The sequence below is a fragment of the Limosilactobacillus vaginalis genome (genome assembly GCF_025311515.1).
GTDB classification, from domain to species: domain Bacteria; phylum Bacillota; class Bacilli; order Lactobacillales; family Lactobacillaceae; genus Limosilactobacillus; species Limosilactobacillus vaginalis.
Map to the genome: position 1 here is coordinate 1,580,166 of NZ_CP104399.1, position 18,610 is coordinate 1,598,775.

The following is an 18,610-nucleotide window of genomic DNA, read 5'->3' on the forward strand; positions in this document are numbered from 1 at the left end:
AGATCCAGCGCGATATTACTAAGATGATTATATCAAAAAAGACCAGGAACATTCCTAGTCTTAACTGAAATTAATTACTTTGGTACCACTGCTGTCGGGTTATCCTTAGTAAGGTGGAAGACCTGGCTTGGCTCAACATTAAAGTAGTGTTGAATCAACTTTGATAATTCTTCCATTGCTTCATTAGCGCGTTTGATTTGTTCAGCGTTAACTGATTCAATTACGGCAACCACGTTTTGAGAGTCCTCTGTCAGCATTGTCCGTTCACCGTCACGCCAATTCAGGCAACGGCAAACTGCACCATCGTTATCGTACCAGAGAACTTCACCTTCAAGGGCTGGCTCGTTCTTACCATCACCAACTGAATCGAACGCTTCGCCGCCTTTTGCAATCCCAAGGTGCATATCACCAGCAATCTTATCCCGGTCTTCAATACCTACAGGAACGCCATATGTCATTGAAACACTGTTGTAAACATCAACTAGCGGGTTAATTGGCTCAAAAGTTCGTCCCTGATTTGCTCGCTTCAATAGTGCTTCGACTGATGCACGCGCACCCTTCTTTTTCTTGAATTGTTGGTAAGCCTTCCGCCACTGGTCAATCACTGGATTCAAACGGAAAGTTTCGTTCGTCAAAAACTTTTGGGCTTCCTTAGTAGCATTATGGAGTAACTGCCGTCGTTCTGTTACATTCTCATCGTTATCGTGATTATTAATTCCGTCTGCGTACAAAATATTTACTTGAGCGTCTGGGAAAAGATCCCAAAAGCCTTGGTCAACTGTTACTTGATCCATTTCAAATCGCTCCTTTAATTAATATTTTCGTTTTCCGCCACGCTTAACGAACTTCCAATCAGCGTCAATGTTTTGACGAATCCGCTTCAAATAATCATGAACCTGTTGGGCTTCTTCTGGAGTAAAGCCCTGCAAAGCGACTTCATTCGAATGCGAATTCTCCCGGATAATAAAAGGATAAATCTGCTTCCCCTTTTCCGTAACGTAAAGGTGCTTAATCTTTTTATTGTCCGGATCGCTTTCCCGATAAACATAACCCTGCTTTTCCAAACGACGCACGGCACGGGCAAGAGTTGTCCGATCGACCTTTATCAGATTGGCAAGCTGCTCGGCAATGATCCCCGGGTGTTCATATATCCGCACCACATAGAGAAATTGCAGGTTAGATAAGTTAATGTCCTTAAATTCAATGTTGGAAATTGAATCAAGCGCGCGCTCAATCATTCCCACCTCACGCAAAATGTCAATCATGATAAATATCTCCTTACTTGTTCTATTATATTTATTTTTGTTGCAAATGCAACAAAAATAAATAATTATCCGTTAAAATTAAACTAGCCCTCTTTCGGTAGCATCTTCATTCCTGAACAAAAATTAAAGAGATTCATAAACTGGTAAGAAGTCCTTTAACTTTATAATGACTAAAGCTTATTAAACTCCCGGCTATGCTAGAATCAACCTATAAAGTTCTTATTAATTATTGTGAGGTGAATTATGCTAACAAAATACCGGCTTTCTAGCCACGGCCCAGAGAAATGTACCGCGGACCTTAAAAACTGTAATTTAATTTTGCTTACACAGGCTAGTAAAAATGAGTTACATCAAGTATGTCAGACTTTCGATCTTGAGCACTTGACGTTTGATTACTGTTCGTCCCCTGAAGAAGTTTCGCACTATCACCCAATTATTAGCGATACTCTTCCGGAAGGGCACATCCTGGTAATCTATGACTTTATCCCCAAACAAGAAAAAATCGAAAATCAGCTAACTCCTGCCATTATCATTTTTAATCAGGACGTTTTAATCATTTGCACTGACAATAGTGAAACCTGTCAACGGCAACTCGCTGAAAAGGATTCACAAATTATTGATTTCATTGCTGGCTACACCCTTAAATGTCAGCAAAATTTGATGAATGCCCTCTTGGAATATAAGCCGAAAATCGATCAACTTGATGCTGCTGCCCAAGAATCATTCAACAATGATGAATTAAGGGCATTAACCAACTTAACCAGAAAGTTAGTTTTCTTTGAACACACCATGAACGACCAGTCAGAAACAGTTGCCGCATTTATTAAGGATCCGCAGTTCAAAGCCGTTCGTCAAAAGGAGCTTTGCTTTAAATTAGATATTCAGCAACGACGGCTCACAAAAACGATCCATATATTTTGAGATCTCCTTGATTCGATCAGTGGTTTATTTACTGAAATGATGAATTCCAGTTTAAATAACTTAATGAAGTTCCTTGACTCAGCTGGACTGGTGATCGCAACGGCAGCACTGGTTTCTGGATTCATGGGGATGAACGTGGGTGGTCTTCCATGGAAAGATACTCAGTTTGGCTTCTGGCTTACCGTTATTATTTCCGTAAGCTTAGCACTCCTCATTTCAATTTACCTAAAAAGAAAAAGTTATCGCTAAATAAAAAGAAGATCTCGCGTGCCCGCGCAGAACAAATTGCCCACAGCCTTTATTCGGCAGCTCGCCTTTCATATTCGGCAGTCGACGATGATTCACCGGTTTATCTTCAGGTGAAGCACCTCGTAAACCAAATTCGGGAAGAAACCAAGCTTAAGGCTAGTATCATCGAGCAAATGACTGCACTCGCTAAGGAACTGCCTGAATATAACGAACTGCTTAGTATCCCAGGATTAGGCGTCCGAACCGTGGTGTCCTTGATTGGTGAGCTTGGTGATATTCGACGTTTCCGCAACAGTAATGCCTTGAACGCCTTTATTGGGATCGATTTACGACACTATGAGTCTGGTGATTATGTCGCTAATAATCATATTAGTAAGCGTGGAAATACGGTAGCCAGGAAGATTCTCTTCAAGGCAATTCAAAACATCGCCTCAGCTGCTCATTATCACCCAAACCACATCAATGACTATTACCAACGCCGGAAATTAGAGAACGGTCAACAAGGAACGAAGAAGATTGCGATCGCTGCTATTCACCGGTTAATTCGCACTATTTATCATCTCGTCATAAATAACCAATTCTATGATTACACCTTAGCTACTAAAGGGTAAGTCCAGAATTAGTTCATTGTCTTAAGTTCAGTCCACTGTTTAAACAGATGTAAGCAATGGGCTTTTTTGTCGTGGGCTTTAAACCTGCTTTTCGACCTTAATTACCTAATTTAAACCAAAAGAAAAGCGAGACTACCAACATAAAAGTAAATAATGTCGGTAATCTCGCTTGACTAAGCGTAGAAATAAGTAACTAGAAATTAACTACCGTTCCTGCTCATCTTTCTTTCGCCGTCCAGTAAAGCCAAAGATGCTTACAAGACCTGCAAAGAGGAATCCAAGCATTGAAGCCTTCTCATGATCAGCGTTACCAGTTTGTGGTAATTGCTTTTCCTTATTGCCATTCTCATTAGTGTAATGAGCAATTTGGGAAGAAATTGCGTTGCCGTTGGTAATGTAACCAGTAGTGCCATTTCCAGGTACATTGCCGTTTGGCTTGGTATTGTTTCCAGATTGGCCTGGCGTTACCGGTTGAACCGGAGCAGTCGGTTGACCTGGAGTCGTTGGCTGTTCAGGTGTTGTTGGCTGAGCCGGAGTAGTCGGTTGATCTGGTGTTGTCGGCTGTTCAGGTGTTGTTGGCTGATCTGGTGTGGTTGGTTGGTCAGTTCCGTCAGCTACCACTCTAATAACAGTTATTCCATTATTAACCGTGATCTGCATTGGTAATTCCTGACCATCCGCTAGCTTGTAACCCTTTGGCACGCTAAGAGTTACTGGAAGAACTTGACCAAGTTCACCGTTATAACTAGCGGTTCCTACTACCTTACCCGCTTGATCAACGAACTGAACTGTTTGGGTAGCAGTCGTTGGCGTTGGGTTTATAGTGTAAGAAATTTCTACCGTTTCATCTTGAGTATCAACCGTCACTGATTGAGCCTTCACTACTTTATTGGCAGTATATCCAGGGATCTCTGGTGCAGTGTAGTCTGACCACTCTGTTGGATCTGAACTTGTCCAGTCACTGTAGGTAATTGCACCCGTTACTTCATCGAACATTGCTGTTCTAGTGAAGTGAACAACTTGCTTAATTGTTGTCGTCTTACCGCTCGGGTCAGTGACCACAATCGTCCGAGTTGGGCTAGCCGTTAAGTTCTCCATCTTCTCGTAGTTCTTACTTGGGTCACCTGGCACTGGGCCGGTTGGAATTCCTGATGTTGGTGTATCAGGCGTAACAGTAATTGTCTTATGTTCAACCTTTACAGTTACAGTTGGAATACCATCAACGGTTGCAGTAACCGTCTTAGGAATTTCTTGACCCGGAACGATCTGCCAACCTGCTGGAGCTTGTGGAGCTACCTTGACAGTTTCGCCAGTCTTACCACTAAGGGCGGTCTGGCCAATTTCTTTACCATTACTATTATCAACGTACGAAATCTTACCGGTTTGTAGGTTAGCAGTGTAGCTAATAGTAATTTCACTATCCTTGTCATTACCAGTTACCGTTGCTTGCTCAACTTGGGCAGGAGCTGCAGTATAGCCGGCAAAGTCCTTCGGTGTGAAGCCAGCAAAGGTATTCTTGCCATCAACTGCAGTCCACTGACCTTCGCTATTAGCAACGAGTTTACCAGTTATCAAGTCATACTTAGCAGTCCGCGTAAACTCAACCGTTTGTTTCTTTTGGTCTGCTGGAATTTGAGCTAGTTGTTCTTGACTCAAACCTTCGTAATTGATGGTCCGAGTAACATCCTTAACCAAATCATTTTCCTTGAACCAATTTTTATCCTTAGTTGGATTTGTCGTTGGATCAGTTGGGTCAACGGTTGCCGTCTTATGAACCAGTTTGATGTACAAGCTCTGGCTCAATGGTTTGCCAAAAGTATAGCTGGTTGGCAATTCTTGATCTGGTGCCAACTCATAGTTTTCTGGAACCTTCAAGTCAAGATCATCAATAGTTGAGCCTGCAACGCCAGACTTAGTACTTGTTTGACCAACTTGCTTATTCCCCTCTTGAGTATCTTCGAATTCAATCGTCAAGGTTGCATCCAAAGTAAACTTAGCGTCTGAAGAAACATTCAGCTGGTAATTTGGATTGGCCTTTTCAAGGGCGATGATACTTTCTGGAGTTAAGTTAATGACGTAAACACCAGATTCAGCTGGAATGCCGTTTGCAAATTCGTAAGCCATCCCTGCTGGAACCGTAATCCCAGTTGGCACATTAACCTTAAATTTCTTGCCATCAATTGAGGTCGATGTACTTTCTTGGCTACCAGTAATCGTTACGTTAGCTTCTGCCGGACTAATTACATAAGTAAATCGACCGCTTTCAGAAACATTGTAGTTTGGATTATCAGCTTGGAGTTTCTTCAACCCATCAGCAGTTAAGGCGATGTAGTAAGTACCGGCATCTGTTGGGGCTGAAATAGGCTTGCCGTTGGCGTCGACCCACTCGTAGTCACCAGCAGTTAAGTGAACAGTATTCAGTGTCTCACCGTTTACCAAACCAGTCGAAGTAAATACACCAAAGTTGGTATCTTGGGTGTTAATTGTTGCCGGTTGACCATCGTAAGTCTTGCCATCTGCACCCTTACTATTATCACCAAGGATAACATTAAGATCCTTTTGCTTAATCGTGTAAGTAGCAGATCCTAACAAGTCTTGTGCATCCAAGGTAACATTCCCTTGACTAGCGTGTTGATTAATTGCCCGCTGTAAGTTAGCTAAGCCTTGTTCACTCAACTCAATAGTGTAAGTACCAGCATTAGTTGGTGCATTGCCATCCTCAGTCTCCCAAGTGTAGTCACCATCCTGCAAAGTGTAAGTACTTTGAGCAGTTGAGCCTGGGAAGTTGAGGTGAACAATAACGTTACCGTCTGTACTGTCAACTTCAGCAGTCGTTACCGCATGACCATCGTAAGTCTTAGAAGCTGAACCACTAAGCGTTGCCTGACCAGCAACTGCCTTAATCGTGTAAGTAAATGTGCCATCAACCATAGTAAAGTGGTAGTTTGGATTATCAGCCTTAACATGAGCAATTGCGACATCGGTCAATCTCAAGTAATAAGTACCTGCGTTAACCGGGTTACCAGTCATTGCAACGTAATTGCCATCGTTATCCTTGGTGTACCAAGCATAGCTATTGGCATTAATACCAGTTGTATTAATGTTTTGACCTGATACTAAACCAGTTGCATTCCAAGTCACATCATTTACTACATCAGCAATTGAAGTAGTTTGACCATTGTAGTCACGGCTAGTTGAACCACCAATTGTTGCAATGGCAACAGCTGGATTAATGGTGTAGTTAATTACACCGTCAACTGAACTAAATTGATAGTTTGGATTTGCTTGTTGCAATTTAGTAAGTGTACTTGCATTCAAGCGTGCTTGGTAATTTCCTACATCAACCGGTGCACTTTCAAGCTTCTTACCAGCTGCATCGTACCAAGTAAAGTCACTAGCACTGATGCCTGGATTTACCAATGGCGTATTGGTAACTGTACCGTCAGCCTTAATCGTTAAGCCAGTTACATCAAGATCCGCTGGTTGACCGTTGTAAGTCTTAGATTGGTCATCACCAAAAACCGTTACATTAGCAATCCTCTTTGGTGTAATCGTGAAGCTTGCTTGACCAGTTAAGTCATCTGCAGAAATTGTGACGTTATTTTTACCAGCTTGCTGGTTCAGAGCAGCTTGTAAGTGAGCTAAGATAGCCTGCTTGTTCAACTTAATAGTGTAAGTACCAGTATTTGTCGGTGCAGAAATTGTTTGACCATCCTCAGTATCCCAAGTATAGTCACCGTCTTGCAAAGTGTAAGTACTTTGAGCAGTTGAGCCTGGATAAGTAAGGTGGACTAAAATCTGACCATTGTTATTTACTTCAGCTGTAGTTACTGCTGAACCATCAAAAGCCTTTTCATTAGATCCACTAAGTTTTGCCTCAGCAGCTACCGCACTGATCTTGTAGTCAGCATTAGTATTAAACCTCCACTCGTAGTTAGCACCGTTATTACCAGTTAGTTGTTCGAGCTTTTCTTGACCTGTCCGTGACAATTCAACGTGGTAAGTACCGACATTGGTTGCATCGCCAACAATTTGCAAATCATTAGCTGTTAGAGCAAGAGTTTGTGCTGTACCATCTGCCGAGTAGACAGTTGCTGAATAAGTAACATTATATTTACTTAATTCAAGATCATTTGGTACGGTTTGACCAGCGTTATAGACTTTACCATCACTACCATTAAGAGTAACTGTAACTTCACCCTGGTTAACTGTAAGTGTACCTTTGGTAGTCACATCAGTAGCACCTTGTGGATAAGAATAGTTAGTACCTAAAGCTTTTTCAATGTTAGTTAACCCTTGCGTAGATAATTCTACTTGATAAGTACCGACATTACCTGGAGTTTGGTTAAATACCAAGTCGCCATCAACTGCATCATAACTTAAAATTGTTCCATTTTCAGTAGTAATAGTCAAAGTGTAGCCCGATGGATTCTCACTAATTACATCAAGCCATTCTGGACTACCATAAGTAACACTGGATTGACCTGAAACAGCAATCGTTACCGGCATCTGATCAACATAGAAGTTTGCTCGTGCACTAGCTGCTTGCGTCCAATCATAGTTACTTGCACCAGTTAAGTCTTGCAATTTCTTTAAACCTTGTGCTGATAACTTAACTTGATAAGTACCGACATTACCTGGCTGAGTAACAAATTCAAGATCGCCATTACCTAAAGTTACATTGGTGTAAATTAGTTCAGCGTCATTATCTACGTTGTCATTATGAACTGGAGCGGTGATTGAAATTGAGTAGCCGTTGTTGCCACCATAATTAATAGTTGTATTTTCGCCATATTTAATATGTTCAGCACCATTAATCGTGACTGTTGTTTGCGCTGGGGTAATGATATATGAAGCTGGGGTATGGCTAGGCTCCACCACATCTTTTTCACTAAGAATGACGTTGCCATCAGTGGTAGTAGTTTTACCAACATTGCCTGAGAAGTCATAGTCTGTGAACAACTGACGCAGTTTATCAGTTAATTGCTTAGAGATCTTGACACGATAAGTCCCGACATTTGTTGGAACACCACCATTTGGATAGCCTTCAACATATAAGTCACCAGCAGTCCACGTAAGTCCCGTATCATTGTCATTATTCAAAAGCTTACCGTCTTTCCAAGTTAGATGTGGAATTGGTTTATCAGTATTCAACCAATTAGTAAAGTCTAACTTATATGCACTTGGATCAAACGGCATTGCTGTTCCATAAACGGTTGTCTGGTTACCAGTTAAGGTCAATTCAGCCTTATGTTCGTAAATGAAGTATTCCCCGCTATTAGCTGATTGACTAATCGTGTAGTTGCTTGCGCCGGTTAGTTGTTTAATTCTTTCAAGACCACTAGCAGTTAAGCGAACAATATAAGGTGTCCCTTTAATAGGTTGTCCATTAACTCCATATCCAGCATTAGCGTGAAGCGCTGGGTTACCTTGAGCATCTACTACTTCAAGATCATCTGGCGTTAAATCGAACTTGCCTAAATCAACAGGCTCAGTATCCGAGTTCCCCCAGACCAGCTTAATATCGCCCTTATTAATCTGATCTTGCGTAATTGCTGCATTTTTATCATTAAATACCTTCGAAGCACTACCAGCAACTCCAATTACGAGTTCTGCAGGATTTACTACATAAATAATTTGACCGCTAATTGTACTCTTGCCATTATCTTCAAAGGTATAGTTAGGATTTGCATTAGCAAATACCTTTTCACCAGCGGCATTCAACTTTAAGTAGTAAGTTCCTGCATTGGTTGGCGCAGGAATCTCGTTACCCTGAGCATTGTACCAAGTGAAATCACTTGTAGACAAGGTAGGAAGCGTTAAGTTTTCAACATTGTGGAAGCCAAAGTTTTTAGCCGCTTCACTATTAGTTGGATCGAAGACAACAGCTTGTCCATTATATGTTGATTGCTCGTTACCATATAATTGAACATTTGAAGCTACCGCTTGTTTAATTTCAAAACTAGCAGTTCCTGCTTTATCAGCAGTCGTAGTTAAAGCAACGTTACCTTGACCAACAGCTTGGTCAATTTGAGCTTGGATATGGTTAATCCCTGCTTCAGTCAACTTAATAGTGTAATTACCAGCATCTTTTGGTGCGCTACCATCAGCTGTATCCCAAGTATAGTCACCATCACTTAAAGTAAAAGTAGTTGGTAAGTTAGTAATTCCAGTACCGTTAATTGAAACATTAATTGTCGAACCATTAGCATACAAGTCAGTAGTAGTAACGACTGAACCATTGTAGACCATTGAATTATTACCACTAAGGTCAGTAGTCACTTTAGCTTGGTTAATGGTGTAAGTACCAGTTCCTGCAGATGCAGTGGCCGACCACTCAACATTAGCGCTATTAATGGCTTTGATATTATTCCAGCCCTGTTGCGATAACCGAACCTGGTATTGACCAGCATTCACTGGTGCCACAGTTGTCCAAGTACCATTAACATTAAATTCAATGTCGCCAGCAACCAACTTATAAGTTGGATTATTTGGTTCATTTAGTTTAATTGAGTATTGGCTTAAGTAATTATTTGGACTAACTGCTACTCCAGTATATGTGTATACTGGATCGCCACTAAATTTAGCACTTGCTTTGTATTTATTAATGATTAAAGTACCAGTACTGTTTGCAAGACTAATGCTGTAATTATTACCAAGTGCTTGTTGAACCTTAGCTAAGCCGTCAGCAGTCAATTGAACTTGGTAAGTATTAGCATTTACAGCTGGTCCATTGACAATCATAAAGTTGCCTGAATCAAGAGCTATGTTAGCTAAGCTTGCTAATGCACCAGTACCGTTGCCAGCAGCTTTAGCAATTGAAACAGTAACACTATTAGTTCCATCGGCATTGTAGACAACATTAATTGCCGATCCGTTATAAGTTTCAGTTTGCGTACCACTTACACTAATTACATTAGCTGAAGGGATAATTTCAAAACTAGCTTGTCCACTAATTGCGTTATTTGCGAATTGGACATTACTTTGATCTTTTTGACCACTACCAGCTAGTGACTTGATGTAGTTTTCAACATTAGTAATCCCTGCTTGGGTCAAAGTGATAGTGTAGTTACCAACATCAGTAGCAGTGCCACTAATCGTGTAGTCACCTTGCTTTAACGTGTAAGTTTGACCATTTACACCTGGGAAGTTAAGACTTACCTTAATATCACCATTTGAGTTAAGTTGAGCATCGCTAATTGCTTGGCCGTCATAAACCTTACTATTAGAACCATTTAAAGTTCCAGTAGCTTCAGCTGGCGTAATGGTGTAAACACCTAAACCAGTGTTAGCCAAAGTAAAGTTTGGATTCTGAGCTTGAAGAGCTTTAAATGCTGCATCAGTTAATTTAACGTAGTAAGTACCAACGTTCTTTGGGTTTTCAGTTAACGCATTACCACTAGCATCAACCCATTCATAGCTGTTGCCAGTAAATGATTGAGTATTCAGTGTTACCTTCTTGCCATTAACCATCACAGTAACTTGGAACTTAGCTGGATCAATCTGGTTAGTAGCTTGAGCGTCATAAACCTTAGTGTAATTACCTTCAGTAACGTTAGCTAGGGTAGCATCAGTATTTAATGGTGTAATTGTGTAATTCGCACTACCACTGATTGCATCACTAGCAAACTTAACGTTACTTACATCATTTTGACCGTTACCAACAGCTTGTTTAATTATTCCTTCAATTGCATCTGAATTCAGAACAATTGTATAAGGTTGACTATCTGCATTGACCGGAGCTTGACCATTTGGTGTATTCCAAGTAAAGTCGCCCGCGTTTAACTTAACCGTAGTTAAGTAATCTGCGTTGCCATCTTTTGGATAATGCAAGGTCAAAGTAATGTGGTTATTATCATTACTTACGTTTAAATCATCAACGCTAACAGCATTGCCATTGTATGGACGCGTGCCATTACCAGATAAAGTAGCTGACGCATTCGCTTGATTAATAGTGAAAGTACCATTGCCAGCATTAGTTAAAGTAAAGTTTGGATTGTTCTTTTGTAGTTTTGCTAAACCAGCCGCGTTTAACTTAACTTGGTAAGTACCAACGTTTACTGGAGCTACACCATCAGCCCAATCAAAGTCAGCTGAAGTTAAGCCGGTTGCATCTAAGACAACGCTTTGACCATTCACAATAGCTGTAAATTGGAACTTCGCAGGATCAATTGCGTTTGGAGCTGCACCATTGTAGGTCATCTCATAATTGCCAGTTCGGGCATTAGCCATTGTGGCCTCACTATCAAGCTTGTTAATTGTGTAAGCTGCGTTGCTAGTAATTGTTGATTTTCCGTCACTAGTCCAAACAATACTGTTATTGCCGAACTGGTTCTTAATGCCAGTTTCACCTTGTGTGGTTAAACGAACTTGATACTTGCCAGCATTAATTGGCATGTTAGTTGACCAAGTTGTGCCGTCAGTAGAAAATTCAACATCCCCATTTTGCAAAGTATAGGTACCTGAACTTGCAGTAGGTCCGGTTACTGTTACATGAATACCATTATTAAGTTCACCATTAGTAATTGCTTGACCGTTATAAGTGCTCTCGCCATTACCTGTTAAGGTTGCCGTAGCTACAGCGCCCCAAGTGATATTAATAGTTGTGTCTTGTGTAGTACCGGTTACTGTTTCAGCTGGAATTTGACCATTTACCAGTGTAAGTGGAGTCGTAACACCATTTACTGTTTGAGTAACCGACATAGTGTAGCCTTCATTAGCTGGAACATTTTGTGCAGACCAGTTGCCAGTATTCCACCCACTACCTGCAAAGCCAGCGAATACTACACCAGTGTCATCGTTATTAACTTTTACTTGACGCTTCAATACAACTGTTTTAGTAGAAAAAGTTCTGGTTGCTTCTCCTGGTTCAGTGATTACAATTGTACGAGTTACTGTCTTATTTACTAGAGATTTAGGAACATAGTACGTGATTAATTCATTCCGCATAAACCATTGATTTGCAGTTGAATTAGTAAAAGTAGTATTTGAATTATAGACTGGAGCACCAAAAGTAAAGGTACTATAGGAACCTGCAGAATTAATATTAGCCATTACATATTCTGAACCAGCGCTAGGAGCATTTACACTCCAGCTTTGAGTCGATTTTGTAGGAAGGCTCCATGATCCAGAAAGCACTTTAAATCCAGGAGTAGTTGAATTGCCAGCGGTATTATCCCATTGCCAATTACCATAAGTAATGGTATTATTGTTAACGTTTAAGCTACCAGTTCGATTGTAAAATATTTGTACTTGAGAAGCTGGGGCAAAATCCTGACCATCTTTATTACCACCCGAGATGATAAATTTAGCGGTCACCAATCTCGCTTGGGTTTGAACTGGAATATACAAAACAGTGTGAACTGGACGGGCTTCATAAACCGAGGCGTTCTCAGTATATGCTAAGGATTCCTTACCTTCGTCGGATGTCCCTGCCTTATTCCAAGTTGGGTAAACAAATTGGTTTGCTGGTTTACCAGATTTATCAGTAATTACAGCAGCGGTATAACCATCTACAGTTGGCACATCAGCCACAACTGCTCCCCAACTTGTTGGTAAGCTTGTCCAATTACCAGATACTACATGATAACCATTTTGACCCTGTTTAGTATCCCAAAGCCATGGAGAATACGTATTTACTTTAGTAACCTGATCTTGATACTTATTGCGGCTGTAGTACACATCAAGAACTGCTGATTGTGCAGCACTACCATCTTGGGTGTAGGTACCATCAGCATTAACTTTGGCTTTGACATAGTTAACCGTTGCAGTCCGCGTTTGTCGCTCTTGAGTAGTATTAATCTTGTGCTTAAGATTAATGGTCATATTAGCGCCAGTTAAGGCCTTAAGAACGGAAAAGGTATTTTCCCATCTATAATTTGGAGTAGTCCAATCAGCTTTTGGATCAGTAAGTGGTACTCCATAACTTCCAAGTAGCTGTACCCTATCTGGCACTCCAGAAGTTGAAATAGACTGATAGTTTGTAGCGTTTGCACCATCAGGGAATTTTAATTGCGATACAACATATGGATCATAGCCACCATTGCCTGCAGTAGAACCTGACACTTTTACCGTACCAAGATTAGTGTTTGAGTCTTCATCATGGAAAGTAATGTAGAAGTGCATCTTTTGGTGAATTGGCACTTGAACAACCGGCGTCGTTTGACTAAAAGCAGTCAAAGTATACTGACTTGGAATTGACGCACCGTTTCCTAGTTCATAACCATCTGGCATCGCCATATTAAAGTTAAGCTTAGTGGCAACACCTGGAATAAACTCTTGTGAGTAAGGTTGACCGACTACTTGATCATTTTTATATTCATCCACAAACTCAAAATTAACTTTTTGGGCAATATTGACCTTAGCAGTAGCAGAACTCGTTGGGTGAGTTGCTGAAGAGGCAGAAGAGGTAGTAACTGTTGCGGAGTGGCTAGTGGCTTTAGCGGAGTTTACCGGTTGAGTTGGTTGGGGCGCTGCAGTTTGCGCTTGCTCGCTCTTTGCGGCTGTCTCTTTATTAGACTGCTCTTGGCTGCTATTCACTGAAGCCGCTTTAACCACTTCAGCAGTATTAGGCGTACTACCCCCATTGCTAGTATTATCGGTATTTGCGCTTGCGCTAACGTTCATCACTGCGGTTGCACCAAAAGTCAGCAAGAAGGTCGCGCACGCAGTCATCCATTGCTTCTTGTGCTTGTATAACTTGAAGTTTCGTTGTTCGGGAATCATTTTTCTCCGTTGATTGTTTCTCCCCATAATTATTCTCCTCTCCGCTTTATTTATTCACGATTTAGTATCCAATTATTAATTATACTGCAATTTCATTTATCGTACTTAAGCCAGTTCAAAATTGAACCATAGTCTTCCAATTAACCACTAAAATTCCCAACTGGTCTTGGTTAACATTAATTTTTTAAAATGATAGGTTATTAATAATAAAAGTCAAATTCAAGCCATATGTCTACATATAGATTATACCATGAACTAATTTTAATTATCATTCTATATACTATTATTAAGCTATTTAAAGAAAAAATAAAGTAATTTAGCATTAATGGGTTTAGTGATAATTTTGGCAAAAAATCAAAATTAGAGATTGACAGATTAAAATGAGAATGTTTTAATAAAAGCATCATTTAACGAAGGGAAAGATAAAATATGACTACTCATTCACTAAGTACCAAGTATTATTATCGCTATGCTCAGCAACTTTAATGTCTGCACGATGATGGTGCGGGCAAATCTGTTCGCACCTCAGCATAGTTGTATTTAGTGAGCTATTGCTAGGTGAGATCATAACCTAGTAATGGTGAGTCATTTCGATAAATTCCGTCTTTCTATTAGACCACCAGCTAGGTTGAGCAGTTTTGCTTGCAAGCTGGTGGTTTTATATTTAAGGAGAAAGATTATGAGTTTATTTAAGAAAGATACGAATCATCCAGAACCCAAATTCAGTTTTGGTGAAAGTTTACTAGTCCTCTTCGGGATCCTTTGCATTCTAGGTTACCTGATTATTGTCAAAAAGCAGGAGCCGCAAGCGCCCCTCTTTATCTCATTCATGGTACTTGCCGTTTACGGTCATCTTCGCGGCTTTAAGTGGCAAACCGTAATGGACGGGATGCGGGAAGGTCTTCGTGCCGGGGTTGACCCATTAGTAATTTTCCTTTCTATTGGGGTCCTAATTGCTACCTGGATCTTCTCAGGAACCATCCCCACAATCATGTACTTCGGTTTCAAGATTATTTCCGTTAAGTTCTTCTTGCCGACCGTCTTCATTGTTTGTACCTTAGTCGGGGTTGCCTGCGGGAGTTCGTTCACTACCGTTTCCACCATGGGGATTGCCTTCATTGGGATTGGTGCCACTTTACAGATTAATCCAGGATTGACTGCTGGGGTCATCGTTTCAGGAGCCTTTTGTGGTTCTAACATCTCCCCGCTTTCCGGTACTACTAACTTAGCCGCAAGCGTTGGTGAAATCAGTATCTACAAGCATATTCAATCATTACTCACTACCGACATCCCCGCTTGGGCTCTCTGCCTCGTTCTTTACACCTTCCTTGGCTTGAACTCAAAAAACGTTAGCCTTGCTGCTGTCCACCAAATGATGAACGGCTTGAGCAACGGCTTCTGGGTTTCCGGCTGGGCCTTATTGCCAGTTCTCCTCTTAGTTGTCCTGGCAGTCCTTCAAGTACCAGCAATTCCTTCACTCGGTCTTGGTTCTCTCTTTGCCGTCCTTCTTGGCTGGTTCCACGCGCCAAGCACTAGCATTTCGACAATTACTAAGACAATCATGACCGGTTTCGTTTCTCACACCGGTAACAAGACAATTGATACCCTGCTTTCCAAGGGTGGAATTTCAAGCATGCTGACTTCACTGGCTTTAATCGTTTTTGCCCTTGCCCTTGGTGGTCTGTTAATCAAATTCAACATCATCAGTACAATTATTAACCACCTTACCGGAATCGTAAAAACACCAGGTCGATTATCCCTAGCAACCGCGATTACCTGTATCGGAGTGAACTTGTTAGTTGGTGAACACTACCTTGCCATTATCCTTCCCGGTCAATCATTCTTACCTTCATTTGATAAACTTGGTTTGAAACGGGTAGATCTCACCCGGATCCTTAACGACGCCGGGGCTGCAGTCAATGCCATTGTCCCGTGGAGTGTTTCCGGAGTCTTCATCGCGACTACCCTGCAAATTAACCCATTGCAGTTCATTCCATGGGCCTTTTTCCCATTCCTCGTCACTATCTTTACAGTGATTGCTGGAATGTTAGTCAAGGTTCCGCAAAAGCGGGTTAACGTTGTGACCGAATAGGAAGTTCAAAAAATAATAATAAAGCTGAAAGAGGCCGAGAAAGACAAAATGTCTTTTTCGGCCTCTAAATGTTACTAGTAATTCCCAGCTTAATATTTAAAAATATCCAAATCTAACTCACGGCTGATCATTTCGAGTAACGCTAAACCAGCAACGCTATTTCCTGCTTGATCAAGAGCTGGGCTAAAAATCCCAATTCCGTATTTGGGTGCACTAGCAACTAAGCCGCCACCAACGCCGCTTTTTGTTGGAACACCAATCTTAACTGAGTAAGTCCCCGACTGGTTATAAAGGCCGGTCGTCATCATGACGGATTTAGTATAAGTCGCTGCGTCACTGGAGATTAACCGCTCACCGTTCCACGGGGCGATCCCATCATTTGCCAAAACTGCGCCCAAGTTTGCAAGGCTTTCACAGGTAACCATCATTGAGCACTGCTTAAAGTAAGTCTCAAGGCTTGTTGTTACATCATTGGCCAACGTTTCCTTAGCTTTCAGATAATAGGCGAGTGACCGGTTCATGTCCCCCGTCCGTAATTCGGATTGATAAATTTCTTCATTCAGGGTAATTTGCGGATCATTGCAGATTTCCCGAGTAAAGTTAAGGATCTGGTCAAACGGGGAAAGGTGGTCCTCCTCTTCAATTAATGACGAAACCAGGATTGCTCCACTGTTGACAAACGGGTTCAATGGTTTGGTTTCCTTAGTAATTTCCATATTTAAAATCGTATCAAAGGCAAAACCTGTTTGCCGGGTACCAACCTGGTCCTCAACCGTGGTAAGCCCTAAGCGCTCAATTGCATACAGGAGAGCAATGACTTTAGAAACACTCTCGATTGCAAAGCGGACATTAGATGCACCAGCACAGTCTTTCTTTCCGCTATCGACATTATAAAGACATACCCCTAACTGGTAAGGATCAACCTTGGCAAGGACCGGAATATAGGTTGCCACCTGCCCCTCATCGATCCGCTTCCAACAGGCTTGAATTGCATCGTTCAAATTTAACACCATTCGATCATCTCCATTCCACAAACTTTCTTTATCTTACTATTGCTTTTTCACTGGTAAGCGAAGAACAGTTTTTAGGTTAGCCGGTTTTGTCCGCCGTGGATCGGATAAGTAAATCTCGTGGTGGTGACGGTGGTCATTAATATCTAACTTGAGGCCGTTATTTGCAATAAATTCATGCAGCTTTTCAACGGTGGCCGGTTCATCATCGTATGGTCCAACGTGGAGTATTTGCGCACATAATCCCTCATCAATGGTCTTAAATTCAACCTTAGAGAAGTCAGTCTGTTTCTTTTCGGTAGCCGTTTTAATTGCCCAATCAAAGACATCCGTGGTAACAAAATCTGGCATCCGGATCAACGAAATGAAGTTAAACTTCTCCTTATGCTGGTAATCAACACCTTGAACGCCTGGTTGCCACCACATTCCCTCTAGCGGTGGAACAACAAAGTCAAAATAGCCAGGGATCTGGTAATCACCCTTCTTACTCATCTTAATTGTGTAGGCAATCCCATAAAGGGGCTGAAGTGCCTGATTATATTCACCATTTTCAGCGTTAGGATCACCCTTCCCCTGCACTGCAAGGTAATTCATTGGCGGAACTTTAATTATTGCCGGTCGTTTTCCTGGACGATAAAGTTCTTTTTGTTCTTTTTTAAAATCGTATGCCATTGTTTTATTCCTTTATAACTTTTTATATTCTCGAATCTATTTTATATCTGTTTATATCTTCAAATTTAATAAAAAATTGAGAGTGGCACAATGAACTAGACAAGCTAGTTCTGTTCCACTCTCTTGATCATCAATTTTCTTCCCGATTACCTAGCTCCCAAAAGGCTAGGGCCGAGGCAGCGGCTACATTTAAGGAGTCCACGCCCGGTGCCATTGGGATCTTAATTGTAAAATCACTCTGTGCAATTGTTTTTTCTCTTAAACCCGGACCTTCTGAGCCAAGAATAATGGCAAGCTTATCCACTTGATCCAGTTGCGGATCGTCAATATTAACGGTGTTGTGACGTAATGCCATCGCTGCGGTTTTGTAACCCAACCGATGAAGCAAGCTAATTCCTTCTGCTTGCCAGAGTTTGGCGTCAACATAGGTCCACGGCACTTGGAAAACCGTTCCCATTGATACCCGTGAAGCCCGCCGATAAAACGGGTCGGCAGAGTCACTCGTCACGACTACGCCATCTATTCCAAGAGCTGCCGCTGAACGAAAAATTGCTCCAATATTGGTTGGATTGACTACGCTTTCGAGAACCGCAATTCGTGGGTGAGCTTTCGGCATCGTTGCTAAAAAGCTAGCTAGATCTGGACGCTTTACCCGATGCATCGCAGCCAGTGCACCCCGCAAGAGATTGTACCCGGATAACTGACTAAGCAGTTCGCTACTAACCACATAAATTGGCGTTTGCCCTAAGCCACTCGTTTGGTTAATCGCCATTTCGTGATCCAAATCAGCCAGGTCTCGGTCTAGCGCCTTTTTTTCAATCAAAAGGGAAGCCGGCTGATACCCCGCCCGTAAAGCTCGTTCAATTACCTTCGGACTTTCCGCAATAAACAATCCAGGTTGCGGTTCCAAGGCATGGAAGAGCTGAGCTTCATTCAGGCGGACGTAAGGAGCCAAATCGGGTCTTGCTAAATCTGTAAGAAAAATTAAGTTATGCATGCTGAATCTACCTTATCGTTTGTATTACTGTGATGAGATTTATTTTAACGCTTTTCGTACTGTGTGTT

8 protein-coding genes and 1 pseudogene are annotated in these 18,610 nt (G+C 41.5%); 3 read left to right on the forward strand and 6 right to left on the reverse strand.

All coding sequences use genetic code 11. The annotated features are described in order from the left end of the window. Positions 1-74: 74 nt before the first annotated feature. Positions 75-794 carry a B3/B4 domain-containing protein gene (locus N4627_RS07945; protein WP_003716565.1) on the reverse strand — a complete coding sequence of 240 codons (720 nt, stop codon included), beginning with the start codon at positions 792-794 and terminating at the stop codon, positions 75-77. A gap of 18 nt (positions 795-812) precedes the next feature. Next, the gene (locus N4627_RS07950; RefSeq protein ID WP_003716564.1) at positions 813-1,265 is read right to left on the reverse strand and encodes a MarR family winged helix-turn-helix transcriptional regulator; all 453 of its coding nucleotides are present in this window, start codon (positions 1,263-1,265) and stop codon (positions 813-815) included. 243 nt (positions 1,266-1,508) lie between these two features. Between N4627_RS07950 and N4627_RS07955 the strand changes: the two are divergent. Next, positions 1,509-2,435, forward strand: a pseudogene (locus tag N4627_RS07955) (magnesium transporter CorA family protein). A 110-nt stretch (positions 2,436-2,545) separates the two neighbouring features. Next, the gene (locus tag N4627_RS07960) at positions 2,546-3,046 is read left to right on the forward strand and encodes a transposase (protein ID WP_260964590.1); all 501 of its coding nucleotides are present in this window, start codon (positions 2,546-2,548) and stop codon (positions 3,044-3,046) included. Between the two features lie 204 nt (positions 3,047-3,250). Here the strand turns inward: N4627_RS07960 and N4627_RS07965 are convergent, their stop codons facing one another. Further along, positions 3,251-13,798, reverse strand: a complete 10,548-nt coding sequence (locus N4627_RS07965) for an MBG domain-containing protein (protein ID WP_260964592.1) — start codon at positions 13,796-13,798, stop codon at positions 3,251-3,253. Positions 13,799-14,450: 652 nt separating this feature from the next. Between N4627_RS07965 and N4627_RS07970 the strand changes: the two genes are divergently transcribed. Next, positions 14,451-15,863, forward strand: coding sequence for a Na+/H+ antiporter NhaC family protein (locus N4627_RS07970; protein ID WP_040530727.1), 1,413 nt, complete (start codon positions 14,451-14,453; stop codon positions 15,861-15,863). An 89-nt stretch (positions 15,864-15,952) separates the two neighbouring features. On the opposite strand, the gene glsA is transcribed toward N4627_RS07970, so the two are convergent. The 3 genes from glsA to N4627_RS07985 all read right to left on the reverse strand — a co-directional run bounded on the left by glsA (position 15,953) and on the right by N4627_RS07985 (position 18,542). Then, positions 15,953-16,876 carry a glutaminase A gene (gene glsA / locus N4627_RS07975; protein ID WP_240411669.1) on the reverse strand — a complete coding sequence of 308 codons (924 nt, stop codon included), beginning with the start codon at positions 16,874-16,876 and terminating at the stop codon, positions 15,953-15,955. A 36-nt stretch (positions 16,877-16,912) separates the two neighbouring features. After that, positions 16,913-17,545 (reverse strand): GyrI-like domain-containing protein, encoded by a 633-nt coding sequence (locus tag N4627_RS07980; protein WP_124031494.1) that lies wholly within the window; start codon positions 17,543-17,545, stop codon positions 16,913-16,915. Between the two features lie 130 nt (positions 17,546-17,675). After that, entirely contained in the window at positions 17,676-18,542 is an 867-nt protein-coding gene (locus N4627_RS07985; RefSeq protein ID WP_260964599.1) for a TrmH family RNA methyltransferase, read from the reverse strand. Positions 18,543-18,610: the final 68 nt, after the last annotated feature.

Excerpts from the sequence above, each read along its gene's own strand:
- N4627_RS07945 (WP_003716565.1), bottom strand. The coding sequence starts at position 794 with ATGGATCAAGTAACAGTTGACCAAGGCTTTTGGGATCTTTTCCCAGAC.
- N4627_RS07950 (WP_003716564.1), bottom strand. The coding sequence starts at position 1,265 with ATGATTGACATTTTGCGTGAGGTGGGAATGATTGAGCGCGCGCTTGAT.
- N4627_RS07965 (WP_260964592.1), bottom strand. The coding sequence starts at position 13,798 with ATGGGGAGAAACAATCAACGGAGAAAAATGATTCCCGAACAACGAAAC.
- N4627_RS07970 (WP_040530727.1), top strand. The coding sequence starts at position 14,451 with ATGAGTTTATTTAAGAAAGATACGAATCATCCAGAACCCAAATTCAGT.
- glsA (WP_240411669.1), bottom strand. The coding sequence starts at position 16,876 with ATGGTGTTAAATTTGAACGATGCAATTCAAGCCTGTTGGAAGCGGATC.
- N4627_RS07980 (WP_124031494.1), bottom strand. The coding sequence starts at position 17,545 with ATGGCATACGATTTTAAAAAAGAACAAAAAGAACTTTATCGTCCAGGA.
- N4627_RS07985 (WP_260964599.1), bottom strand. The coding sequence starts at position 18,542 with ATGCATAACTTAATTTTTCTTACAGATTTAGCAAGACCCGATTTGGCT.